18 protein-coding genes are annotated in these 22,362 nt (G+C 70.6%); 5 read left to right on the top strand and 13 right to left on the bottom strand.

Annotation, left to right across the window (positions count from 1 at the left end; translation table 11 throughout):
- Positions 1-60: 60 nt before the first annotated feature.
- Genes B072_RS0112745 through B072_RS0112730 form a run of 4 tightly spaced genes read right to left on the bottom strand, consistent with a single transcriptional unit; the run spans position 61 to position 4,694 of the window.
- The gene (locus B072_RS0112745; protein ID WP_018530335.1) at positions 61-1,425 is read right to left on the bottom strand and encodes a GH1 family beta-glucosidase; all 1,365 of its coding nucleotides are present in this window, start codon (positions 1,423-1,425) and stop codon (positions 61-63) included.
- Between the two features lie 41 nt (positions 1,426-1,466).
- Positions 1,467-2,363 (bottom strand): carbohydrate ABC transporter permease, encoded by an 897-nt coding sequence (locus tag B072_RS0112740; RefSeq protein ID WP_018530334.1) that lies wholly within the window; start codon positions 2,361-2,363, stop codon positions 1,467-1,469.
- Positions 2,356-3,363 carry a carbohydrate ABC transporter permease gene (locus B072_RS0112735; protein ID WP_018530333.1) on the bottom strand — a complete coding sequence of 336 codons (1,008 nt, stop codon included), beginning with the start codon at positions 3,361-3,363 and terminating at the stop codon, positions 2,356-2,358. The genes B072_RS0112740 and B072_RS0112735 overlap by 8 nt, the downstream gene beginning before the upstream one ends.
- A gap of 14 nt (positions 3,364-3,377) precedes the next feature.
- Positions 3,378-4,694 carry an ABC transporter substrate-binding protein gene (locus tag B072_RS0112730; RefSeq protein WP_018530332.1) on the bottom strand — a complete coding sequence of 439 codons (1,317 nt, stop codon included), beginning with the start codon at positions 4,692-4,694 and terminating at the stop codon, positions 3,378-3,380.
- Between the two features lie 215 nt (positions 4,695-4,909).
- On the opposite strand from B072_RS0112730, the gene B072_RS0112725 reads away from it, so the two are divergent.
- Entirely contained in the window at positions 4,910-6,202 is a 1,293-nt protein-coding gene (locus B072_RS0112725) for an ROK family transcriptional regulator (protein WP_026245758.1), read from the top strand.
- Positions 6,203-6,222: 20 nt separating this feature from the next.
- Here the strand turns inward: B072_RS0112725 and B072_RS0112720 are convergent, their stop codons facing one another.
- The 5 genes from B072_RS0112720 to B072_RS0112700 all read right to left on the bottom strand — a co-directional run bounded on the left by B072_RS0112720 (position 6,223) and on the right by B072_RS0112700 (position 13,670).
- Positions 6,223-7,263 carry a LacI family DNA-binding transcriptional regulator gene (locus tag B072_RS0112720; protein ID WP_026245757.1) on the bottom strand — a complete coding sequence of 347 codons (1,041 nt, stop codon included), beginning with the start codon at positions 7,261-7,263 and terminating at the stop codon, positions 6,223-6,225.
- Between the two features lie 58 nt (positions 7,264-7,321).
- Positions 7,322-9,754: a glycoside hydrolase family 3 C-terminal domain-containing protein gene (locus B072_RS0112715; RefSeq protein WP_018530329.1), complete on the bottom strand. Its 2,433-nt coding sequence runs from the start codon at positions 9,752-9,754 to the stop codon at positions 7,322-7,324.
- A gap of 69 nt (positions 9,755-9,823) precedes the next feature.
- A complete protein-coding gene (locus tag B072_RS0112710; RefSeq protein ID WP_018530328.1) occupies positions 9,824-11,575 on the bottom strand; it encodes a discoidin domain-containing protein in 1,752 nt (583 codons plus the stop codon).
- Between the two features lie 147 nt (positions 11,576-11,722).
- A complete protein-coding gene (locus B072_RS0112705; RefSeq protein WP_026245756.1) occupies positions 11,723-12,820 on the bottom strand; it encodes a DUF1996 domain-containing protein in 1,098 nt (365 codons plus the stop codon).
- Positions 12,821-13,088: 268 nt separating this feature from the next.
- Positions 13,089-13,670, bottom strand: a complete 582-nt coding sequence (locus tag B072_RS0112700; protein WP_018530326.1) for a GNAT family N-acetyltransferase — start codon at positions 13,668-13,670, stop codon at positions 13,089-13,091.
- A gap of 78 nt (positions 13,671-13,748) precedes the next feature.
- On the opposite strand from B072_RS0112700, the gene B072_RS43080 reads away from it, so the two are divergent.
- Both B072_RS43080 and B072_RS0112690 read left to right on the top strand, forming a co-directional pair.
- Positions 13,749-14,321, top strand: coding sequence for a GNAT family N-acetyltransferase (locus B072_RS43080; RefSeq protein ID WP_018530325.1), 573 nt, complete (start codon positions 13,749-13,751; stop codon positions 14,319-14,321).
- Positions 14,318-14,785: a pyridoxamine 5'-phosphate oxidase family protein gene (locus B072_RS0112690; RefSeq protein WP_018530324.1), complete on the top strand. Its 468-nt coding sequence runs from the start codon at positions 14,318-14,320 to the stop codon at positions 14,783-14,785. The genes B072_RS43080 and B072_RS0112690 overlap by 4 nt, the downstream gene beginning before the upstream one ends.
- Positions 14,786-14,842: 57 nt before the next feature.
- Here the strand turns inward: B072_RS0112690 and B072_RS0112685 are convergent, their stop codons facing one another.
- Together B072_RS0112685 and B072_RS48120 are read right to left on the bottom strand one after the other, a co-directional pair.
- On the bottom strand, positions 14,843-16,459 hold the full coding sequence (locus tag B072_RS0112685) for an MDR family MFS transporter (protein ID WP_018530323.1): 1,617 nt from the start codon (positions 16,457-16,459) through the stop codon (positions 14,843-14,845).
- Between the two features lie 163 nt (positions 16,460-16,622).
- Entirely contained in the window at positions 16,623-17,261 is a 639-nt protein-coding gene (locus B072_RS48120; protein WP_018530322.1) for a TetR/AcrR family transcriptional regulator, read from the bottom strand.
- 154 nt (positions 17,262-17,415) lie between these two features.
- Between B072_RS48120 and B072_RS0112675 the strand changes: the two genes are divergently transcribed.
- A complete protein-coding gene (locus B072_RS0112675) occupies positions 17,416-17,976 on the top strand; it encodes a DUF4232 domain-containing protein (RefSeq protein WP_018530321.1) in 561 nt (186 codons plus the stop codon).
- A gap of 50 nt (positions 17,977-18,026) precedes the next feature.
- Here the strand turns inward: B072_RS0112675 and B072_RS0112670 are convergent, their stop codons facing one another.
- Positions 18,027-19,895: a discoidin domain-containing protein gene (locus B072_RS0112670; protein WP_018530320.1), complete on the bottom strand. Its 1,869-nt coding sequence runs from the start codon at positions 19,893-19,895 to the stop codon at positions 18,027-18,029.
- A gap of 346 nt (positions 19,896-20,241) precedes the next feature.
- Here B072_RS0112670 and B072_RS0112665 point away from each other — a divergent pair, with 346 nt between their 5' ends.
- A complete protein-coding gene (locus B072_RS0112665) occupies positions 20,242-22,020 on the top strand; it encodes a hypothetical protein (protein ID WP_018530319.1) in 1,779 nt (592 codons plus the stop codon).
- On the opposite strand, the gene B072_RS0112660 is transcribed toward B072_RS0112665, so the two are convergent.
- Positions 22,009-22,260, bottom strand: a complete 252-nt coding sequence (locus B072_RS0112660) for a DUF5133 domain-containing protein (protein WP_018530318.1) — start codon at positions 22,258-22,260, stop codon at positions 22,009-22,011. The genes B072_RS0112665 and B072_RS0112660 overlap by 12 nt on opposite strands.
- Positions 22,261-22,362: the final 102 nt, after the last annotated feature.

The following is a 22,362-nucleotide window of genomic DNA, read 5'->3' as shown; positions in this document are numbered from 1 at the left end:
CGTACAGGCGAGACCGTCCCGGTGGGGCCGCTTCCGGACGACCCCACCGGGACGGCGTTCTCAGGCGGCGCGCCGCACCCGCGCCCCGTGCCGGCGCACGATGTCCGCGTAGCGGTGGCCGCTGCCCTTGATGGTGCGCACCTGTGTCTGGTAGTCGACGTGCACCAGGCCGAACCGCTTGTCGTAGCCGTACGCCCACTCGAAGTTGTCGAGCAGCGACCAGGCGAAGTACCCGGCGAGCGGGGCGCCCTTGCGCACGGCGCGGGCGCACGCGGCGACGTGGTCCACGAGGTACTGCTCGCGCTCGGGGTCGTCGACGGTGCCGTCGGGGCGCACGACGTCCGGGTACGCGGAGCCGTTCTCGGTGATGTACAGCTTCCGCGCGCCGTACTCCTCGGTGAGGCGCAGCAGCAGCGACTCGATGCCGTTCGCGTCGACCTCCCAGTCCATGCCGGTGCGCGGCACGCCGAGGCGGCGCACGGAGTCCGCGTACGGAGCGGGGCCCGCCGGGTGATCGGCGATGGCCGAGGGGAAGTAGTAGTTCAGGCCCAGCCAGTCCAGCGGCGCGGCGATCGTCTCCAGGTCGCCCGGCTGCTCGGGGAGTTCGACGCCGTAGACCTCCTTCATGTCCTCGGGGAAGCCGCGGCCGTGCACCGGGTCGAGCCACCAGCGGTTGGCGTGGCCGTCCATGCGGCGGGCGGCGGCGACGTCCTCGGGGCGGTCCGTCGCGGGGTCGACCTGGGCGAGGTTGAGGACGATGCCGACCTCGGCGTCGGGCACGGCGGCCCGGATGGCCTGCGTGGCGAGCCCGTGACCGAGCAGCAGGTGGTACGAGGCGGGGACGGCGGCGTTCAGGTCGGACAGGCCCGGCGCCATCTTGCCCTCGAGGTGGCCGATCCACGCCGAGCACAGCGGCTCGTTGAGCGGCGTCCAGTGCTTCACGCGGTCACCGAGCCGCTCCGCGACGACGGACGCGTACTCACCGAAGGCCAGCGCGGTCTCGCGCGCCGGCCAGCCGCCGCGGTCCTGGAGCGCCTGCGGCAGGTCCCAGTGGTAGAGGGTGACCATCGGCGTGATGCCGTCGGCGAGCAGCGCGTCGGTCAGGCGGTCGTAGAAGTCGAGGCCCTTGGCGTTGACCGGGCCGTCACCGCCGGGCACGATGCGCGGCCAGGCGACGGAGAACCGGTAGGCGTTGGCGCCGAGGCGCTTGATCAGGTCGAAGTCCTCGCGCCAGCGGTGGTAGTGGTCGCAGGCCACGTCACCGGTGTCACCGTTGTCGACCTTGCCCGGGGTGTGCGAGAACGTGTCCCAGATCGAGGGCGCGCGGCCGTCCTCGGCGACGGCTCCTTCGATCTGGTACGCGGCGGTGGCCGTGCCCCACAGGAAGTCGTTCGGGAAGGCGGCGAGGTCTAGGGGCTCGGACACAAGGTTCCTTTCACAAGTACGTTGTGCAGTAGGGGGGTTGGTCACTTGACGGCACCGGCGGTGAGGCCGGTGACGAGATAGCGCTGCAGCAGGAGGAAGCCGGCGACGACGGGCACGCTGACGACGAGCGAGGCGGCCATGATCTGGTTCCAGTACACGTCGTTGAGGTTGGCGTACGCGCCGAGTCCGACCGAGAGGGTGCGGGTGTCCTCGTTGGTCATGACGGAGGCGAAGAGCACTTCTCCCCAGGCGGTCATGAACGCGTAGACGGCGACCGCGACGATGCCGGGGATCGCGGCCGGCACGATGATCCGGAACAGCGCGCCGATCGGGCCGCAGCCGTCGACGAGGGCGGCCTCGTCCAGGTCGCGCGGCACGGACTCGAAGTAGCCGATGAGCATCCAGATCGAGAACGGCAGCGTGAACGTCATGTAGGTGAGGATCAGTCCGCCGCGCGAGCCGAACAGGGCGATGCCGGTGGCGTTGCCGATGTTGACGTAGATGAGGAAGAGGGGCAGCAGGAAGAGGATGCCCGGGAACATCTGCGTCGACAGCACGGTCACCGTGAACACGCGCTTGCCCTTGAAGCGGTAGCGGCTGACCGCGTACGCGGCGAAGACCGCGACGATCACCGAGCAGGCGGTCGCGGCACCTGCCACGATCAGGGAGTTCGCGAAGTACTTGGCGAGCGGGATCGTCGTCCAGATGTCGATGTACGGGCGGATCGTCAGCCCGCTCGGGATCCAGTGGAACTCGCCCTGGACGTCCTGGAGCGGCTTGAGCGAGCTGGAGACCATGACGAACACGGGCAGCAGGACGAAGCCGGTCAGCAGGGTCAGGAAGATGCGGCGGGTCCACAGGAAGGACCGGGGCGCCGCCATCGGCGAGCGGTGCCGCGCGGAGGTGGTCACCTTGGTGTCCACGAGGGTGTCAGACATCGGCGGTCTTCCTTCCGCGTGAGGTGAGCGCCAGGTACACGCCCGTCACGACGAGCAGGAACAGCAGCAGGAGGACGGACATGGCGGATCCGGTGCCGAAGTTCCAGGTGACGAACGACGATTGATAGATGTGCACCGAGATGATGTCCGCCGCCTCGGGCGCCGCCTTGCCGAACATGACGTAGGGCGTGTTGAAGTCGTTGAACGTCCACAGGAACAGGACGAGGACGAGGACCTGGTTGACCGGGCGCAGCGACGGCAGCGTGATGCGGCGCAGCTGCTGCCACAGACCGGCGCCGTCGAGGGCGGCGGCCTCGTACATCTCCTTGGGGATGTTCTGCAGTCCGGCCATCACGATGAGGAAGGCGAACGGCCAGCCCTTCCACACGGAGACGGTGAGCAGGGCGTAGAAGCTGTTGTCTCCGATCAGCCAGAACGAGGGCTTGTCGGTGAGGCCGAGCTGGTCGTGCAGGACGTGGTTCACCAGGCCGTTGTCGTGCTGGAACATGAAGACCCAGGTGATCACGGCGGCGTAGACGGGCAGCGCGTACGGGATCAGGAACAGGGCGCGCAGGATGCCGCGGCCCTTGAACGTCTCCTGCATGAAGACCGCGGCGGCCGTGCCGATGGCCCAGCACAGGCCGACGGAGAGCACGGTGAACAGGCAGGTGACGAAGAAGGAGTGGAGCAGGGCCTGGCCGACGGGGGCGTCGAAGTCGACGGCGATCTTGAAGTTGTCGAAGCCGGCCCAGGGAGCGGTGGTCCAGTCCCTGATGAAGAACTGGGTGAGCTCCCGGAAGCTCATGACGATGCCCATGACCATGGGCACGAGGTGCACGAGCAGTTCGAGGACGAGCGCGGGCAGGAGCAGCAGATAGGGCAGGCCGATCCGGCGGATCCGCCCGGGGCGGCGGCCCTGACCGCTCGCCGCCCCGGGGGAGTTCTTGCCGACGGCCCGCCCCTCCCCCGCCGGTGCGGGGGAGGTGGCGGTCGTGGTCATCCGTGTCTCCGTGCTCACTTGTTCGGCATCGACTGCTGCGCCTTGGTCAGCGCGGCCTTCACGGACTCGGTGGTGACCGCCTTGCCTGCGGCGGCGTCGGCGAACAGCTCCTTCACGGCGGTGCCGACCGCCGTCTCGAACTGGGACTCGTCGGGAACCTGCGGCAGCGGGGCCGCGCTGGTGGCGAGGGTCTTCTTCAGGACCGAGGTGGCGGGGCCGTCGAAGGCGGCGTCCTCCTGGGCGGCCTTGACCGGCGGGATGGACCCGTAGGTCTTGTTGAGCAGCTTCGACTCTTCGTCGCTGGTCATGAACTTCACGAACTTGGACGCGCCGTCCAGGTTCTTGGTGTTCTTGAAGATGGCGATGTTGATGCCCGCCACCATCGAGTTGGTGTTCTGGCCCGGGCCGGGCGTGCCGGACATGACGGGCGCGGGCGCCACGCCGAAGTCGTCCTCGCTCATGCCCTGCGACTCGAACGTCGAGGACGCCGCCTGCCACAGGATCATGGCGGTCTTGTTCTTGGAGAAGTCGCTCAGGGACTGGTTCTGCGCGTACTCGGCGTTACCGGGAGCGATGATCTTCGACGTGGCCATCATGTCGACGTACTGCTTCACGGCCGCGACCGCGCCGTCGGAGGTGAAGTCCGGCTTGCCGTCGGCGGTGAACCAGTCGGCGCCGCGCTGCTTGGCCATCACGAAGATCTGGTGGATGTTGTTGGACAGGTTGGAGCCCTCGGCGCCCAGGCCCCACTTGCCGCCCTTGGATATCTTCTTGCCGTCGGCGACCAGCTCGTCCCAGGTCGCCGGAGGCTTGGTGATCCCCGCGTCCTTGAACATCTTCTTGTTGTAGTAGAGCGCGTACGACATCGAGTACAGCGGGACCGCGGCCGGGTCCTTGCCCTCGGCGCCGGCCGAGCCGATCGCGGACTCGACGAAGCGGTCCTTGCCGCCGATCTTGTCGAACTGCTTGGCGTCCCAGGGCTGGAGCGCGCCGGTCGCCTGCAGCGAGGCGCTCCAGGTGTTGCCGATGTTCAGGACGTCGGGGCCCTGGCCCGACGTGGTGGCCGCCATGATCCGGTTGAGCAGATCCGACCAGGGGACGACCTCGAGCTTGACCTTGATGCCGGTCTTCTTCTCGAACTTGTCGAGCTCCGGCTGGAGGACCTTCTTGTCGACCTGGATGCTCGCACCCTGGTTCGACGCCCAGTACGTCAGGGTCTTCGGCGAGTCGTTGGACCCGCCCCCCGTGGAAGAGCCGCCGCCACAGGCGGTCGCGGCGAGGGCGAGCGACACGGTGACGGCCCCGATGGCGGTGGCTCGGATTCTGCTCATGGCTCCAGGTGTCCCTTTCCGGAGGAAAGTCGCCGAGGGGAAGGAGGTGGTCAGAAGGTGGGGGTGTGCGGCCGGCTGCGGCGAGCCGGTCCCCAACTTCAACTCTTGAAGACCCTCACGACTTAATTTAGGACGTGAGTTAAACCGCACGAGAAGGTACCGTCAAGAGGGTTGGCGCTAACAACTTCGAGTCAGACAAGGCCGGAAGGGGTCACATGGCCGGGCGGCGCGGTGGGCGGACAGTGCACGACCTGCGAAGGGAGAATCGGGCCGCCCTATTGCAACAGTTGTATTTCAACGGCCCGATGAGCCGGAACGAGCTGGGCCCGGCGATCGGCCTGAGTTCAGGATCCATCAGCAATGTCGTGGCGGAGCTCGCGGCGGACGGCCTGGTGGAGGAGGCCGGCAGCGTCGAGTCCGAGGGCGGCAGACCCCGTACGCTGCTGCGGATCGTGCCCGGATACGGCCAGTTGATCGGCGTCGATGTCGGCGAGACCCGCATCCGGGTGGAGCTGCTCGACCTGTCGCTGGCCGAACTGGCGCGCGCGGAGCGGCCGTTGGACCTCAAAGGGCATCCTGTCGAGGGTGTCGGCGAGCTCATCGCGTCCGCGGTGCGCGAGGTCCTCGACGCCGGACGGGCGGCCCCCGGCGCACTGCTCGGCGTCGGCATCGGCGTGCCCGGCATCGTCGCGCACACCGCCGACGGCGCGGTGGTGCACGGGCAGACGGTCGGATGGAGCGCGGTGCCGCTGGAGTCCGTGCTGCGCCGTGCCTGCCAACTGCCGCCCGAGGTGGGCTACTTCATCGACAACGGCGCCCGGACGCTCGGCCAGGCCGAGATGTGGTTCGGCGCGGGCCGGGGCACGCAGAACGCGGTGGTGGTGCTCTTCGGGTCGGGTGTCGGCGCGTGCGTGGTGCAGGGCGACGCGGCGCAGGTGCGGGCCGTCGAGTGGGGGCATCTGACGGTACGGGTCCGGGGACGCCGCTGCCGGTGCGGCGCCCTGGGCTGTCTGGAGGCGTACGCGGGCGCCGAGGCGCTGCTGGACCGCTGGCGGGAGGCGGGAGGCGAGCCGCCGCTCGGGGCCGACGAGGAGACGGCGCTGGCCGCGATGATGGACGCCGCGCATCCGCGCGAGCCGGGCCGGGAGCCCGACCCGACGGCGCTCGCCATCATCGAGGAGACGGCCGAGTACCTCGGCGCGGGCCTGTCCGACCTCGTGAACCTCTTCCAGCCGGAGCGCATCCTGGTCGGCGGCTGGGCCGGACTCCAGCTGGGAGAGCGGTTCCTGGACTCGGTGCGCCGCCATCTGCCGACGTACGCGCTGTCCTACCCCGCCTCACGCGTCACCGTCGAACTGGGCAGGCTCGGGCCCGACGCGGTCAGCGTGGGCGCGGCGACGCTGCCGCTGGCGGCGTTCTTCGCGCGTGGCGGACGGCCGCCCGAGCCCCCGCGCGAGGCCGAACTCCCGGCATGGCACGGCGCGTTGAAGGACCGGGCGCTGCACTGACGGCGGGCAGCGGCAGGCTCCTACGCGGACTCGCGCACCACCAGCTCGGGGTCGAAGATCCGCGCCGTGGGCTCCGTGCGCTCCCCCTGCACGAACTCGTGCAGCAGCTCGGCCATGGCCGCGGCCATCTCCTCCACCGGCTGGCGCACGGTGGTCAGCGGGGGCTGACAGGTGATCGCGGCGCTGGAGTCGTCGAACCCGACGACGGCGACATCCTGCGGCACCCGTCGGCCCAGTTCGCGCAGGACCCGGCAGACGCCCTGCGCCATGAGGTCGTTGGCGGCGAACACGCCGTCGATGTCGGGGTGTTCGGCGAGCAGCCGCTCCATCGCCGCGACCCCACTGGCCAGGGTGAATCCGCCCTCCGCTATCGGTACGTACGGGACACCGCCGCGCTCCATGCCGTCCCGGAACCCGGCGAGCCGCTCCTGCCCCGCGGGGACGTCGAGCGGCCCGGAGACCGTGGCGGGCCTGCGGCAGCCGCGCTCCAGGAGGTGCCGAGCGGCGAGCAGGCCGCCGTCCCGGTGGGCCAGGTCGACGTAGCTGATCGGCGCGGGGACGGCGGGCCGCGCGAAGCACACCGCCGGCAGCCGCTCGGCCGCGAGCTGCGCCGGCAGCGGGTCCTCGGCGTGCGTGGACACGACGAGGGCGCCGTCGGCGCTGCCCTGGCGCACGTAGTCGACGACCTGACGGCGTGCGCCGTCGGAGTCGGCGAACATCAGCACCGGATGCATCGAGCGCGGCCGCAGGAATCCGACCACGCCGGTCACCACGCGCCCGAAGAACGGGTCGGCGAACACGCGTGCCGTGAAGGCGTTCTGCTCGTCGTCGCCCTCGTCACCGGCGCCGGACACCACCAGGGCGATGGTCTGCGCCCGTCGGGTGACCAGGGAGCGGGCGGCCTGGTTGGGGGTGTACCCCGTCCGCTCGACGGCCTTGCGGACCACTTCCTGGATGCTCGGGTCCACGTTGCGTACGCCGTTGATGACCCGGGAGACCGTGGCCCGGGAGACGCCGGCCTCCCGCGCCACGTCCTCCAAGGTCGGCACGTGTTTGCTCATGGCCGACACCCTAACCGCCGACCAGCTGGCTCGTGGAGCGCTCTCCCGGACTCGGGGGCTAGTCCATCGCCACCACCTCGACCTCCGCGAACAGCGGGACGTCTCCCGCCGACCGTCCGGCCCGCACCTGGTAAGTCCCCGGTTCGGTACGCCAGTTCCGCTCGTCCGGAGCCCAGTACCGCAGTGCTCCCGCGGGCACGGCCACGTCCACGGTGACGCGGGCGCCCGGCTCGGCCCGCACGGCGGTGTATCCGGCGAACCAGCGCACGGGGCGCTCGACGGCCGAGTCCGGTCGGGAGAGGTAGACCTGGACCACTTCCCTGCCGGGCCGGGTACCGGTGTTGCGTACCGTGACGCGGACCGTGAAGCCGTCGGGCCCCGCTCGCCGGGGCGCCTCGACGCCCTCGTAGCTCCAGGTGGTGTAGCCGAGTCCGTGGCCGAACCAGTAGGCGGGCTCACGGCCCGACCGCAGCCAGGCGCGGTGCCCCGTGTGCACCCCTTCCCCGTACTCGAGCACTCCGTCGACAGGACGCGTTCGGGTCACCGGCGCGTCGGACAGGGCCGCGGCCCAGGTGGTGGGGAGGCGTCCGCCCGGCTCGCTCCGTCCGAAGAGCACGTCCGCGAGGCCCGCGCCGGCCTCCTGTCCGGGGAACCAGGTGAGCAGGAGGGCGCCGACCTCGTCCCGCCAGGGCAGTTCGACCGGTCCCCCGGCGTTGACCACGGCGACGGTGCGGGGCTGCGCGGCGGCGACGGCGGCCACCAGCGCGTCCTGGTGGCCGGGCAGGGCGAGCGTGGTGCGGTCGTGTCCCTCGGACTCGCTGCCCTCCGTGGTGCCGACCACGACGACGGCGACGTCCGCCGCCCGCGCGGCCTCGACGGCGTCGGCCAGGGCCGTCGCCGGGTCGGGGGGCGGCGGCGCGGCGGTCAGCAGGGTGGCGCGGCCGGTGTCGGGGGCCAGGGTGCGGCGGGCCACCACCTCCACCGTGCGGCCCGGTTCGAGGTGGACCCGGCCGTGCCGGCAGGGGGGCCCGACGTGCACGACGGCCGGGTCGTCGGTCTCCTTGGGATACTCCCCCTCCACCAGCGACTTGCCGTCCACCACCAGTTCGAGGTGCCCGAAGCCGCCGACGCCGAAGGTCCACTCGCCGCCGTCGGCGGGCCGCAGCAGCGCGCTGAGCTCGACGGTGTGCGCTCCGGGCACCAGCGCGGGCTCCAGCAGGCGCCCGGAGAGCCGGTGTTCGGCGTACAGCTCGTGGCCCGCGCGGTCGAGCATCCGCAACAGCAGTCCGGGCTCGCCGGTGCGCGGGTCGGCGCACCGGTCGGCGTCCAGCGGCCAGGGCTGCTCGGTGGCCGCGGGGCCCGGGGCGCAGGTGACCTTCGTGGTGCCGCGCAGCGCGTTGCGGATGCCGTCCAGCGGGGTGACGGTGTGCAGGGGGAAGACGCCCGCGCTGCCGCCGCCCTGCAGGCGGGGCCGCGCCGCGTGGGCGCCGATCACCGCGACGGTGCGTACGGTGTCGGCGGACACGGGCAGCACCCCTCGGTTGGTGAGCAGCACGGACCCCGCGGCGACGGCCCGGCGCAGCAGGGCGCGCGAGCGGCGGGGGCTGTCCCGCTCGCGGCGGACCGGCGCCGACTCCCCCAGTGCGCCGACCCGTTCGGCAAGGCGCAGCAGGCGCAGGACCTTGTCGTCGACGGCCGTCTCGGGCACGTCGCCGGACTCGACCGCGCGCAGCAGTGCCGTGCCCCAGGCGCCCTCGGGGCCCGGCATGGCGAGGTCCTGCGCGGCGCGCGCCGACGGGACCGTGGTGCGTACCGCGCCCCAGTCCGACAGCACGACGCCGTCGAACCCCCATCGTTCCTTCAGCGGGTCGGCGAGCAGTGCACTCGCCGTCATGGTCGTTCCGTCGACGCTGTTGTAGGCGGACATGACGGCCCAGGCGCCCGCCTCGACGGCCGCTTCGAAGGGGGACAGGTACACCTCGTGCAGGGCTCGTTCGGGCACGCGTACGTCGACGGTCAGGCGGTCGGTCTCGGAGTCGTTCGCGACGTAGTGCTTGGGCGTCGCGGCGACACCGCGGGACTGGATGCCGCGGATCAGCGCGGCACCGGTGCGGCCGGTCAGTTCCGGGTCCTCGGAGAAGCACTCGAAGTGCCGGCCGCCCAGCGGTGAGCGGTGCAGGTTGAGGGTCGGGCCGAGCACCACGTGGACGCCTTTGGCGCGGGCCTCCTGCGCGAGCAGTACGCCGAGCCGTTCGGTCAGGTCGTCGTCCCACATCGCGGCGACGGCCGAGGCCGCGGGCAGCAGGGCGGAGGTCCGCCGTTCGTCCCACGCCTCGCCGCGCACCCCGGACGGGCCGTCCGAGATCACCATCTCGCGCAGCCCGACCGCGGGTTCCGCGGCGGTCCGCCAGGTGGTGGCGCCGGTGAGCAGCCGCACCTTCTGCGCCAGGCTCAACTTGTCGACGAGACGCCTGAGTTCGTCGTCCTCCATGTGGGTCCCCTCCCCGAGACGTGCACCGGGCCCCTGCCGCGCACGGCGCTCGGCAGGGGCCCGGTCCGATCAGTTGTAGACGCCGAACTCGTAGAGCGAATAGCCGTAACCGGTGCCGCGGGCGGTGCCGTTGACCCGTACGTAGCGGCCGGTTCCGGTGACGTCGAAGTCGTCGATGCCGCCGTTGCCGTCGGTCACCTCGTGGACGGTCCGCCAGTTCTGGCCGTCGTCGGAGGTCTGGATCGTGTACGCCTTCGCGTACGACGTCTCCCAGTTGAGCTGGACGTGCTTGAAGGACTGGCCGGAGCCGAGGTCGACCTGGACCCACTGCGGGTCGCTCCAGTCGCTGGCCCAGCGGGTGTCGTTCTTGCCGTCGACGGCGGCGGACGCGAGGCACGGGCAGTCGCCGTAGTCGGTGGTCTGCTGCGAGGAGGCGGTGGCGGTCTTGCCCTGTGCGATGTTCGTGCCGCTGACCGGCGGCGGCACCACGCGCACGGACCGGGTCTCGACGCCGACGTTGCCCTTGCCGTCGGTGGCCTTGACGTAGATCTTCCACACGCCCGGCTTGTCGGGCGCGGTCACCTTCAGCCGTCCGGAGCCCAAGTCGGTGGCTTTCAGCGGTGTCAGCTGCTTGCCCTGGTCGATGTAATTGCTGTTGGCGAGGACCTCGTACGAGATGTGGTCCCCGTCGGGATCCGTGACCTGCGTGGCGATCGTGAGGTCGCGGCCCGCGGGCACCTGCGACGCGCCGCCCTCGATGTTCATGGAGGAGAACACCGGCGGGGTGTTGTCGCCGGACGTGCTCGCGCCGTACGCCTTCTTGACGGCGTAGTACGACAGCCGCTTCTCGCCCGCGGGCAGCAGGTTGAACCAGATGCCGCCGAAGTCGTACTCGGTTCCGTAGTGGAACATCGTGGCGCCGAGCGCGACGCCCTGGTGCCCGGTGATGCACTGCCACGCCTTGGTGTAACCGGCGGCCTTGGCCTGGTCGGTCGGCTCCTCGGGCACGCCGTTGGCGTCGTCCGGGACCTCCCACTCACCGGCCGGGCCGGTCTCGGTCACGATGTACGGCTTGGTGTAACCACCCTGCTCCCACGCGGACTTGACGTCACAGACCGCGTTGTAGGAGTTGACCGCGTACAGGTCGAGGTCGGGCGCGTTCTTCTTGTAGTAGGGCCAGGCACCCACCCAGGCGTCGGTGGAGGTGACCGGGTGGTTCGGGTCGACGGCGTGGATCTTCTTGGCGACGTCGTTGACGAACGTGGTGTACGCGTCCCGCTGCTTCTCCAACTCGTCGCCGCTGTAGCAGTTCTGGAGCCCGAGGACCGACTCGTTGCCCACGTTCCACATCAGGACGCCGGGGTGGTCCTTGTAGGTCTCCACCCACTTGGGGAACTCGGCGAGCATGTTGTTCTTGTACGTGGTGTCGGTCAGGTAGTTGACACAGCCGCCGCTGCCGGGGCCGCCGCCGGGCTGCAGCCAGAACCCGGCGATCACCTTGACGCCGTTGGCCGCGGCCGAGTCGAGCAGCGGCTTGCTGCTGGCGTCGGTGCCCCAGGTGCGGATCGTGTTGACGCCCATGGACTTGACGTCCGGCATGTACTTGTCGGCGTCGGCGACGGCGGGGCCCCAGGTGAGGCCCTTCACCTGGTACGGGGATCCGTCGACGCTCAACTGCCAGTGGCCCTGCGAGCCGGTCACCTTGACCACACTGCCCGCGGCGTGGGCCTGCTGGCCGGGCAGCGCGAGCGCGCAGGCCGCGAGGACGCCGGCCGTGACGGGTGCGGCGAGGCGGCGTCCGGTGGATTGAGGTCTGGGCATGTCGATTCTCCGTCGGGGGTGGGGGTGCGGGGGGATGGGGTGGCGCGAAGGCTCGCTGTGCGGCGCTCCCCGGGACGGTCCGAGGGAGCCGGACCGTCCCGGGGAGGCCGTTCCTGCGGGGAGGTCGTGCGACGACCGCGTCAGCGGTCAGGGCAGTTCGTAGTGCTCGTTGAGCGCGGCGCCCTTCTCGGGGTGGTTCTGGTCGTAGCCGCGCGGGTCGCACTGCAGACCGCCGACGACACAGTGGTCCACCATCGCCTTCAGCGTCCGGTCGTCCCAGGCGTTGAAGAAGTCGTAGTGGAACGAGTAGCTGGGTCCGCTGGCCAGTCTGAGCTGCGACAGATCACCGTTGACCGGGAAGGCCATCTTGAACTCGATCATCGGCAGCGCGACCGGGTGGTCGGTGGGGCAGACGTTGTTGTTCGTGCCGGCCTTCACCACCGGGTAGGCCATGTGGCTCTTGTGGTCCGGTGTGTCCAGGTACTGGCCGTCCCAGCAACTGGGCGCCTGGAAGCGGATGTTGACCTGGGTGTCGGGCGTCGTGGGGCAGTCCTTGGGGAAGTCCACGTTGAAGTAGCTCGTCCCGCACTCCCATCCCTCGACGAAGCCGGGGTGGTTGCGGAACTCCTGCGCGGTCTGCATCGGGCTGCCGACCACGAACCGCAGCCCCTTGGGGAAGGGCCGCACGCTGGTGTAGTCGGTGACACCGGCCTTGTAGTAGATCGTCTGCTCGCCGACCGGGAGCACCGGCTTGTCCCCGTTGAGCATGGTGGGCATCCAGTAGCCGGACTTGTCACCGGGGGCGAGACAGGACGTCGAGCCGCTGTCGAGCGAGGCGGTCGTGCTGTTGGCGTCGGTCGTCTTGTTACCCATGAACGTGTGGTCGTGGGACTTGCCCGCCTGCCCGGGGTAGACGATCGGGTCGTCGGGCCTGGTGTGCGTGACGGTGCAGTGCGCCTGGAACTCGTGGAAGTAGGCGTGCGGCGGCTCCTTGTCGGACGGTTGGACGCCGGTGACCGGCGGGTTCGCCGGGATGTAGCCGTCGCCGTCCGCATCGTCGCCGGACGCCTTGGTCGAGGCCGCCATCACGTGTCCCGTGTGGGAGACGGCGGCCGTGTTCTGCTGCGGGCTCGCCGGCTCCTGTGCCGCGTTGGCGCTCATGGCGACGCCTCCCACACCGAGCGTGGTGAGGGCGATGGCGCCGGATATCAAGGCCGCCGAGAGGGTTCTTGCTCTTCGGGCCATGGAGACCTCCTGCGATGCAGGGTTGTTGGGGGGTAGCGGGAAAAGGCCGGAGAGCGCTCTCCCACGTCCCGCAGTGTTGCGGCCATGACGCGAGCCCGTCAAGACTCGGTGAACGTCTTGTTAAACGGTGCGCCAAATCAGCTCATGCGTAACGGAGTTGCCGCCGCAGGTCAGCCCTGTGCCGCGCCGGAAGGGCGCATCTCGGGTTGCTGAGAAATTGTCGAGAGAGCGCTCTCCCGCGTACGTGCGCCGACTGAACCGCCGGGCCTCAGCGGGACGCCGCAGGGCCCCTCGGGTGTACGTGCAGGTGCCCGTGCTCGGGGAACTCCGGTGGCAGCGGGGGCACATCCCGGGCCCACGCGAAGCCACTCTTCTGCGCGACCCGACAGGAGGCTTCGTTGCTCGCGCTGTGGAAGAGTTCCAGCCGTCGAAGCCCTTCCCCGGCGAAGGCGTCGAACGCCCAGCGGGTCAGCGCGTCCAGTGCCCTGGGGGCCACCGCGCGACCCCGCGCGTGCGCCGCCGTCCAGTAGCCGACCTCGGCGGACGGCGCGTCCGGCACGGCCCGCTTCAGCACGACGTAGCCGGCCAACAGCCCTGCCCCGTCGCCGACTCGGGGCTCCGTGACCGCGAACGCGAGCCGCTCCCCCGTCTCCCAGCCACGCTCCTGCGCCCGGATCCACCGCCGGGCGCTCGCCTCGTCGTCCACCGGCACAGGGGCCCACCGGCGCAGCGCCGCGTCCCGGGCCACCGCGATCAGTTCGGCGGCGTCCGCGAGGTTCCAGCGGCGCAGGACAAGCGCAGGGGCCGTGGCGCTCGGGGCCACGTCGAGTCGGTCGGTCAGCTTCCGCACGGCCCGGAGGATACGCGACGGCCCAGGTCCGCCGCCCGGCCGGTGACCGGCGAGGGGCGGACGTGATCTGATGAGCCCATGCAGATCCGAGGTTCGGCGCACGGCCCGCTGGTCCGCGAGCGCCACCGCACCGACCTCCCGGCGTGCGTCTCCGTGCTGCGCGCCGTGCACCGCGAGGACGGCTACCCCACCGACTGGCCCGCCGATCCCCCGGGTTGGCTCGGCGGGGACACGTACGGAACGGCGTGGGTCGCGCGGTGGGACGAGCGGGTCGTCGGGCACATCGCGCTGGTCCGGCCCGACGGGGGCGACATCGCTCCCGGGCTGCTGGTGCCCGGCACGCAGGTCGGTGTCGTCAGCCGGCTGTTCGTCGACCCTGTCGCGCGTGGCCACCGCATCGGCGCTCTGCTCCTGGCACGGTCCACCGAGCATGCCCGCGCGCACGGCGAGCGGGCCGTTCTCGACGTCGTCGACACCGACACGGCGGCCATCGGCCTGTACGAGCGGCTCGGATGGGTGTTCCTCGGCACCGGTCAACAGGAGTGGGGGCCGGACCGGTGGGTGTCCGTGCGGTGTTACGCGGCGCCCGTCGCGCGTGGGTCGGCCCCGAAAGAAGCCGTGGACACAAAGGATCCCGAGGAGACGTCATGACCGAGGTCGCGCCCGCCCGTTCGGCGAAGCAGCGCAAGCAGGACACTCTCGCCCGGCTGGAGCGGGACGTCGACGTGTGGGTCGCGACGGCCGATCCGGACGGCGGGAGCCCGTACATGATGCCGCTGTCGTTCCTGTGGCACGACGGCGTGCTGCTCGTCTCGACGCGGGCGACGAACCCGGTGGCGCGCAATCTCGTGGCGACCGGCAAGGTGCATCTGGGGCTCGGCGAGACGCGGGACGTCGTGCACATCGAGGGCGCGGCGGAGGTGCTCGCGGACGGTGAGCTGTCGGCCGAACTGGGCGACGCGTTCGCCGGGAAGACCGGTTTCGATCCGCGCGAGAGCACGGCGCCCTACCTGTACTTCCGGGTCCGTCCCGTCCGCGTCCAGGCGTGGCGCGAGGTGAACGAGCTCGCGGAGCGGGACCTGATGCGCGACGGGACGTGGCTGGTCGCGGACTGACGCACGCGTGCCCCTCGCCGCACGGAGCGGCGAGGGGCACGACGGGCCGGGGGTGGGTCAGCCGACCGGTTCCGGCTCCTTCTCGGCGGCAGGGGCGCCGGGAGCGGCGTTCTGCGCGTGCCAGTCGTCGTTGTCGGCGAGGGGCTTCTCCTTCAGGACGAAGGCGAGGACCAGGCCGACCGCGAAGACGGGGAGCAGGTACAGGAAGATCGGGACGAGCGCTTCCTGGTAGGAGTTGACGACCGTCGCGCGCAGGTCCGCGGGGAGCGCGCGCACCAGCGCCGGGGTCAGCGAGTCGCTGTCGCCGACCTTGGCGGCGGCCTCGGCGGGGATGCTCGCGGACAGCTTGTCGGTGAGGCGGCTGGCGAACACGGCGCCGACGACGGCGGTGCCGAGGGTCGCGCCGATCTCCCGGAAGAAGTTGTTCGCGGAGGTGGCGGTGCCGACCTCGGAGCCCGGGAAGTCGTTCTGCACGGCGAGGACCAGCGTCTGCATCATCAGACCGACGCCGGCGCCCGCGAGACCGACGTACAGGCAGACGAGCCAGACGGGGTCGGACACGTCGAGCGTCGACATGAGGTAGGCGACGAGCATGATGATGGCGGTGCCGACGATCGGGTAGATCTTGTACTTGCCGGTCTTGGACATGATCGCGCCGGACGGCAGGGCGGTGCCCATGATGCCGACGACCATGGGGATCAGCAGCAGGCCGGACTCCGTGGCCGACTTGCCGTAGACCATCTGCAGGTACGTGGGCATGTAGCCGACGATCGCGAACATGCCGAGGCCGATCACGATCATGCCGAGCAGCGTCGCCACGTTGAAGATCGGCGAGCGGAACAGGTGCAGCGGGATGACCGGCTCGTCGGCGCGCTTCTCCGCGAAGAAGAAAAGCACCCAGGCGACGACCGCGCCGATGCCGAGCCCGATGACCAGCGGGTCGCCCCACTCGTACTGCGTGCCGCCCCAGCTGGCGAACAGCACGGTGCAGGTGACGGCCGCGGCCATCAGCGCGGTGCCGAGGTAGTCCAGGGTGACCTGAACGGCCTTGCGCGGCAGCTTGATCGCGACGACGGCGACGAAGAAGGCGAGCACGCCGAGCGGCAGGTTGACCCAGAACGCCCAGCGCCAGGAGTGCTCGTCGGTGAACCAGCCGCCGAGCAGCGGACCGACGACGGACGACAGACCGAAGACGGCGCCCATCGGCGCCATGTACTTGGCACGCTCACGCGGCGGCACCAGGTCGGCGATGATCGCCTGCGAGGTGATCATGAGGCCACCGCCGCCGAGTCCCTGGAGGGCGCGGCCGGCGATCAGCGTGCCCATGTTCTGGGCGAGTCCGCAGACCACCGAGCCGACCAGGAACAGGGCTATGCCGGCCAGGAAGATGTTCTTGCGGCCCATGAGGTCGCCGAGCTTGCCGTAGACGGGCATGCCGATGGTGGCGGCGAGGATGTACGCGGTGGTGATCCAGGCCATGTGCTCGATGCCGTTGAGCTCGCCGACGATGGTCGGCAGCGCGGTCGAGACGATGGTCTGGTCGAGCGCGCCGAGCAGCATGGTCAGCATCAGCGCGGCGAAGATCAGCCCGAAGTTGGCGGGCTTGACCGTGTTGTCGGCGGCCTCGGGCTCGGGGCCGGTGTCGATGCCCTCGGGTGCGGGGGCGTGCGTCATTGCGTGCTTCTCCGATGGTGGTGTGCGAGTGGATCAGGTCTGGCTGCGCCCGCGCGGCGGTAGGGAGAGCGGTTGCCGCGTACGGGTCCTGCGGGTGCTGCGGGGTTCGGGGAGAGGTGCGTGGGTGACCGCGGCGGGGGAGGTCGGTCACACGGGAGGGCGCCTACTTCACGGGGCCCTGCCCGAGCAGGGCGCGCAGCGCGGCGAAGGATTCGCGCACGTGGGCGGCGGGGCCGTCACGGTGGTCGCTCAGCGCGGACCACCGCTTCAGGCCGCTGCGCATGGTCGCCATGGCGATCCCGGCGATGAGGTCGGCCTCCGGGCCGTCGGCCGGGGTGCCGGTGCGGCGCGCGACGGTGTCGGCGAGGTCCCGCTCGACCGCCTCGAGGTGTGCGAGGAAGGTGGCGAGCACGGACGGCACACCTTCGGCGATGCGCAGGGTGTCCTCCAGCTCCTGGGGCGCCGGGGCAGCCTCCTGGAGATGGTCGGCGAGGACGTCCCCGAGGTCGCGCAGAACGGCGTCGGTGTCCTGCCCCTCCCCCTCGACGAAGCGGTCGGCGAGGGCGGGCGGCAAGGTGCCGGGCAGCGCGAACAGCGCGGCTTCCTTGCTGGGGAAGTAGTTGAAGAAGGTACGGGGCGAGACCCCGGCCTCCTTGCTGATCATCTCCACCGTCACGCGCGCGAAGCCGAGCTCGCGGGCGAGGCGCAGCGTCGTGGCGTGCAGCTCGGCGCGCGTCTCGCGGCGTCGGCGTGCGCGCAGGCCCTCGGCGGGAGCGCCCTGCTGCTGGTCGGAGGTGGTCACGTCCGGGATTCTTGCACACCGTGCAAACTTGCGGTCACTGCACCCCCGGGGTCGCGGGCATGCGCGGACCCGGACGCGCACGATAGCCTCGAATGTCCGTATTGCGACATAGTCCCGGGTGCCCCGGGATGCTGAGGGGTCTGAGGAGTATTCGATGGGTGTACGCCACGTCACCGCCGCAGCGGCGGCCGCCCTCGCACTGACCGCCGGGGTCGCTCCGGTCGCGTTCGCCGGCGCCCCGGCCGCCACTCCTGCCGCCCTGCCGCGCTGCGCCGAGCTAGACCTGACGGTGCGGGCCGAACCGTCCGACGCGACCGACGGGGTGCTGATGCTGAGCGTGCGCAACGACACGGCGAAGGACTGTGTCGTCGACCGGGTCCCGACCGTGACGTACGGCGAGCTGGACGGGGCCGCGCTGCCGGTGCCCGCGGTCCCGCACGGCGGCCGGACGCTGGGCGCGCACGACACCGTGTACGCGGCGGTCCGCTCGCTGTCCGACTCCGACGACGCCGCCGAGCAGGCGCGCGTCGTGACGTCCGTGCGGGTCGCGGCCTCGCCCGACCAGGACGGCCGCGCCTTCCAGGCGCTGACGCTCGGCGCGCCGGCCGGGCTCGAGGTGTGGGAGCCGGTGACGACCCAGTGGCAGCCCTCGGCGACCCGCGCCGAAGAGGTGCTGCACGCGGAAGTCACCGGCCGGGGCAGCTACGCGGCCTGAAGGCATGTTCCTCGCGCGGCCTCCCTTGCGGCAGAGCTGCCCCCGGCGCCTCAGCCCTTCTGTTCCACCCGCACCCAGTCCACCTCCGTCTGGACGCCGCCCCGCGCGATCGCGTCGACACTGGACTGCGGCAGACCCCAGTACGGCTGGGAGACCTTGTTCCAGCCGGCCGGGTACGCGCCGCCGAGAGCGAGGTTCAGGATCACGTACTGGTTGTGGTCGAAGACCCATTGCCCGCGCGTGGACTCCAGCTTGCTGCGCGAGGTGTACTGCACCAGCTTGTCGTCGACGGTGAAGCGCATCCCCGTCGGCGTCCATTCGACGGCGTAGGTGTGCCACTGGTCGGCGCGCCCGCCGTCGGGATAGTGCTGGAGCGCGCCGATGTTGCCGTCGGCGGAGTAGCCGGGGCCGTGCAGCGCCGAGCTGGTCCAGTCGCCGTAGCCGATGTTCTCCATGATGTCGGTCTCGCCGGAGGCCGGCCAGGACACCGACGGGTCGTCGACGTTGCTGCCCAGCATCCAGAAGGCGGGCCAGAAACCGTCACCGACCGGCAGCTTCATGCGGGCGCTCACCTTGCCGTACGTGAAGTCGAACTTGGTGTTCGTGTCGATGCGGCCCGAGGTGAAGTCGTAGGTGCCGCCCGCCTGTGTGCAGCCCTTGCAGTACTTCGCGGCGAGGACCAGATTGCCGTTCTGCGTGCGGATGTTGTCGATGGAGTCGACGTAGGCCTGGGACTCGCCGTTGACCGGGCCCATCTCCGTACCGGTCCTGACGACGCGCCACTTGGAGCGGTCGAGAGCGGCGCCGGTGAAGTCGTCGAAGAACGTCGTGCGGTACGTCCCCGACTGCTCGCCGGGCAGTTTCGGGTACGCGGCCGCCGCGCTGCCTCCCGTGCCCCAGACCTGGAACTCGTAGAGGGAGTAGCCGAATTGGGCGGTGGCCGGGGCCGGATTGTAGAACGATCGGCGTTCCTTGCCGAGCATGCGGACGTAGCGCCCGGTGGCCGGGGTGGGCAACTGGACGGTGTCGTGGCGTCCGGTCGCGTCCCCCGGGGACTTGACGTCGGCACGGCGGGCCGCGATCTCGGCGGCGCTCGGGCGGTACACCGTGCGCCAGGACTTGTTGTCGTCGGAGACCTGGACTTCGTAGTCGACGGCGTACGCGGCCTCCCAGTACAGGTCGACGCTGCTGACGGTGGAGACCGCGCCGAGGTCGACGGAGACCCAGCGGTTCGCGTTCCAGTCGCTGGACCAGCGGGTCTGGTCGGCTTTCAGGTCGGCGGGCCAGCCACCGTCGGTCACGAACGCCGGTGAGTTCCCGGCGTGTTGGTACACATTGCTGTACGCGGGATGGTGCAGGGCCAGGTTGCTTCGGGTGGTGGAGGCGGGGGCGGGAGCGCCGCCGTAGACCTTGAAGGAATACAGCGAGTAGCCGTACGGGGTGGCGCGTTCGATGCCGCGGAGCCGGACGTAGCGGCCGGTCACCTCCTGCGGATGGGTGTGGGCGGTGACGCTGCCACCGGTGCCGGAGTCCTCCGTGTAGAAGGGTTCCCAGTCGGTGCCGTTCTTGGAGACTTCGAGGACATATCTCTTGCCGTAGGCGGCCTCCCAGTCGAGGGTGACGCGGTCGATGCGTAACGTCGCTCCGAGGTCGACGCGCAGCCACGCGGTGTCCGAGAAGTCGCTGGACCAGCGGGAGTTGGCGTTTGCGTCGACGGCGGCGCCGGGTGCGGTGCCGGCGTTCTCGCTTCCGGACGCGGTGACGGAGGCGGGGTTGGCCGCGTACGCGGCGGCCGCCAGATCGGTGTTCCAGTCGGCGGCCGCCGCGGCGGCTGTGGGGGGTGCGGCGACGGCTTGCGGGGCGAGGGCCAGGGCGGCCAGGGCCGCGGTGGTGCCGAGCAGCAGGAGGGGACGGCGCATGTCTCTCCTTCACGGGGTCACGGGGTCACTGTGTGTGCACGGAGTTCCGGAAGGAGAGCGCTCCGGGGCGGAACGTATGGGGTGCTTCCTCGTGTGTCAACGGGGGCCGCAGGGACCACACAGGAACCAGCAGAGAGAAAGCCCTTTCTGACATTTCCTGAAGTCCGACCTTGCCTCGCACGCACCCCAACTGCCGCTTCTGGGTGTTTTGTTGGCACCGCGCCCCGACTTTCCCGTGAACTTCGGTCACAACTCTTGACGTCGGATTCACACACCTGAAGCATGCGTCGCCAGGAGAGCGCTCCCACACCCCCACTCGTTCACTTCATGAACCAGGAGAGCCGCTGTGCCCCAGTTCCCCCCATCCCTGTCCCGCCGCACCGTCCTCGGCGCGGTCGCCGCGTCGGCGGCGCTGCCCGCGCTCGGCACGGCCACGGCGGACGCCGCCACCCCCCGGAAGGCCGCACCGGTCGAGAAGCTCGCCGCCGGCGGCGACCTCGGCCCGAACGTGATCGTGTTCGATCCGTCCACACCCGGCATCCAGGCCAAGCTGGACGAGATCTTCCAGCAGCAGGAGTCGGCCCAGTTCGGCGGCGGCCGCTACCAACTGCTGTTCAAGCCCGGCACGTACAACGACCTCAACGCCCAACTCGGCTTCTACACCTCGATATCCGGCCTCGGCCTCTCCCCCGACGACACCACCATCAACGGTGACGTGACGGTCGACGCGGGCTGGTTCGACGGCAACGCGACGCAGAACTTCTGGCGCAGCGCCGAGAACCTCGCGCTCGTGCCCGTCAGCGGGACGAACCGGTGGGCGGTGGCACAGGCGGCCCCGTTCCGCCGGATGCATGTGCGCGGCGGCCTCAACCTCTCCCCCGACGGGTACGGCTGGGCGAGCGGCGGCTACATCGCCGACAGCCGGATCGACGGCTCGGTGGGCCCGTACTCGCAGCAGCAGTGGTACACGCGTGACTCGTCGGTGGGCGGCTGGCTCAACGCCGTCTGGAACATGGTCTTTTCAGGTGTCGAGGGCGCGCCCGCGCAGAGCTACCCCAACCCGCCGTACACGACACTGGACTCCACGCCCGTCTCGCGCGAGAAGCCGTTCCTGTACCTGGACGGCGCCGGCTACAAGGTGTTCCTCCCGGAGAAGCGGACGAACGCCCGCGGTGTGACCTGGGGCAGTGGCACCCCGCGCGGGACATCGTTGTCGCTCGACCAGTTCTACGTCGCCAAACCCGGGGACAGCGCCGCGACGCTCAACGCCGCGCTGACGCAGGGCCTCAACCTCCTTCTCACGCCCGGGGTCTACCACCTGGACGCACCGATCGACGTCAAGCGTGAGGGCACCGTCGTGCTCGGGCTCGGGTACGCGACGCTGATCCCGGACGGCGGGGCGACGGCCGTGAAGGTGGCCGACGTCAGCGGGGTGCGGCTGGCCGGGTTCCTCGTGGACGCGGGGACTGTCAACTCGACGACCCTGATCGAGGTCGGTCCGGACGGGGCCTCCGCCGACCATTCCGCCGACCCGATCACCGTGCAGGACGTGTTCGTGCGGATCGGCGGCGCGGGTGCGGGCAAGGCGACCACCAGCCTGGTGGTCAACGCGAACCACACGATCGTCGACCACACCTGGGTGTGGCGCGCCGACCACGGCGACGGGGTGGGCTGGGACACCAACCGCGCCGACTACGGCGTGGTGGTCAACGGCGACGACGTGCTGATGACCGGCCTGTTCGTGGAGCACTTCAACAAGTACGACGTGCAGTGGTTCGGCGAGCGCGGCCGCACGATCTTCTTCCAGAACGAGAAGGCGTACGACGCCCCGAACCAGGCCGCGATCCAGAACGGCGACACCAAGGGGTTCGCCGCGTACAAGGTCGGCGACTCCGTCACCACGCACGAGGGCTGGGGTCTCGGCTCGTACTGCTTCTACAACGTGGACCCGACGATCCGCCAGGGCCACGGCTTCGCCGCGCCGAACACGTCCGGGGTGAAGTTCCACGACCTGCTCGTGGTCTCGCTGGGCGGCAAGGGCCAGTACGACCACGTCGTCAACGACATCGGCGCCGCGACCTCGGGGTCCGACACCGTGCCGTCGACGGTCGTGTCATACCCCTGACGAGCGGGGCCGGGGTGCCCCGATGAGCGAGTCGTCGTGGACCCGGGCACCGGGCAGCCGGTGCCGGGCCGCGACGACCGCGACGTCGATGTCCCGGGTACCGGTGGCGACACACAGCGTGTAGGCGATGTCGTCCAGACGGCGGCGCGCCTCGGGCCCGCCGCCCTTCGCGTTCAGAGCGCTGAGGGACTCGTACTCGCCGACGAGATCGGCCAGCAGGGCGGGGTGGGCCAGCAACATCGGCACAGGCTCCTCGGGTCGGGATACAACCGGACACTTGCGCGATTGCCCGTGCCTTCACCTGCTAAACGGAGACCTGTCGCGACCGGATCCGGAGGCCGT

The sequence above is a fragment of the Streptomyces sp. HmicA12 genome, from assembly GCF_000373565.1.
In the GTDB taxonomy this organism is placed as follows: domain Bacteria; phylum Actinomycetota; class Actinomycetes; order Streptomycetales; family Streptomycetaceae; genus Streptomyces.
Note: the sequence above shows the minus strand (reverse complement) of the source record. Positions and strands in the feature narration are given on the sequence as shown.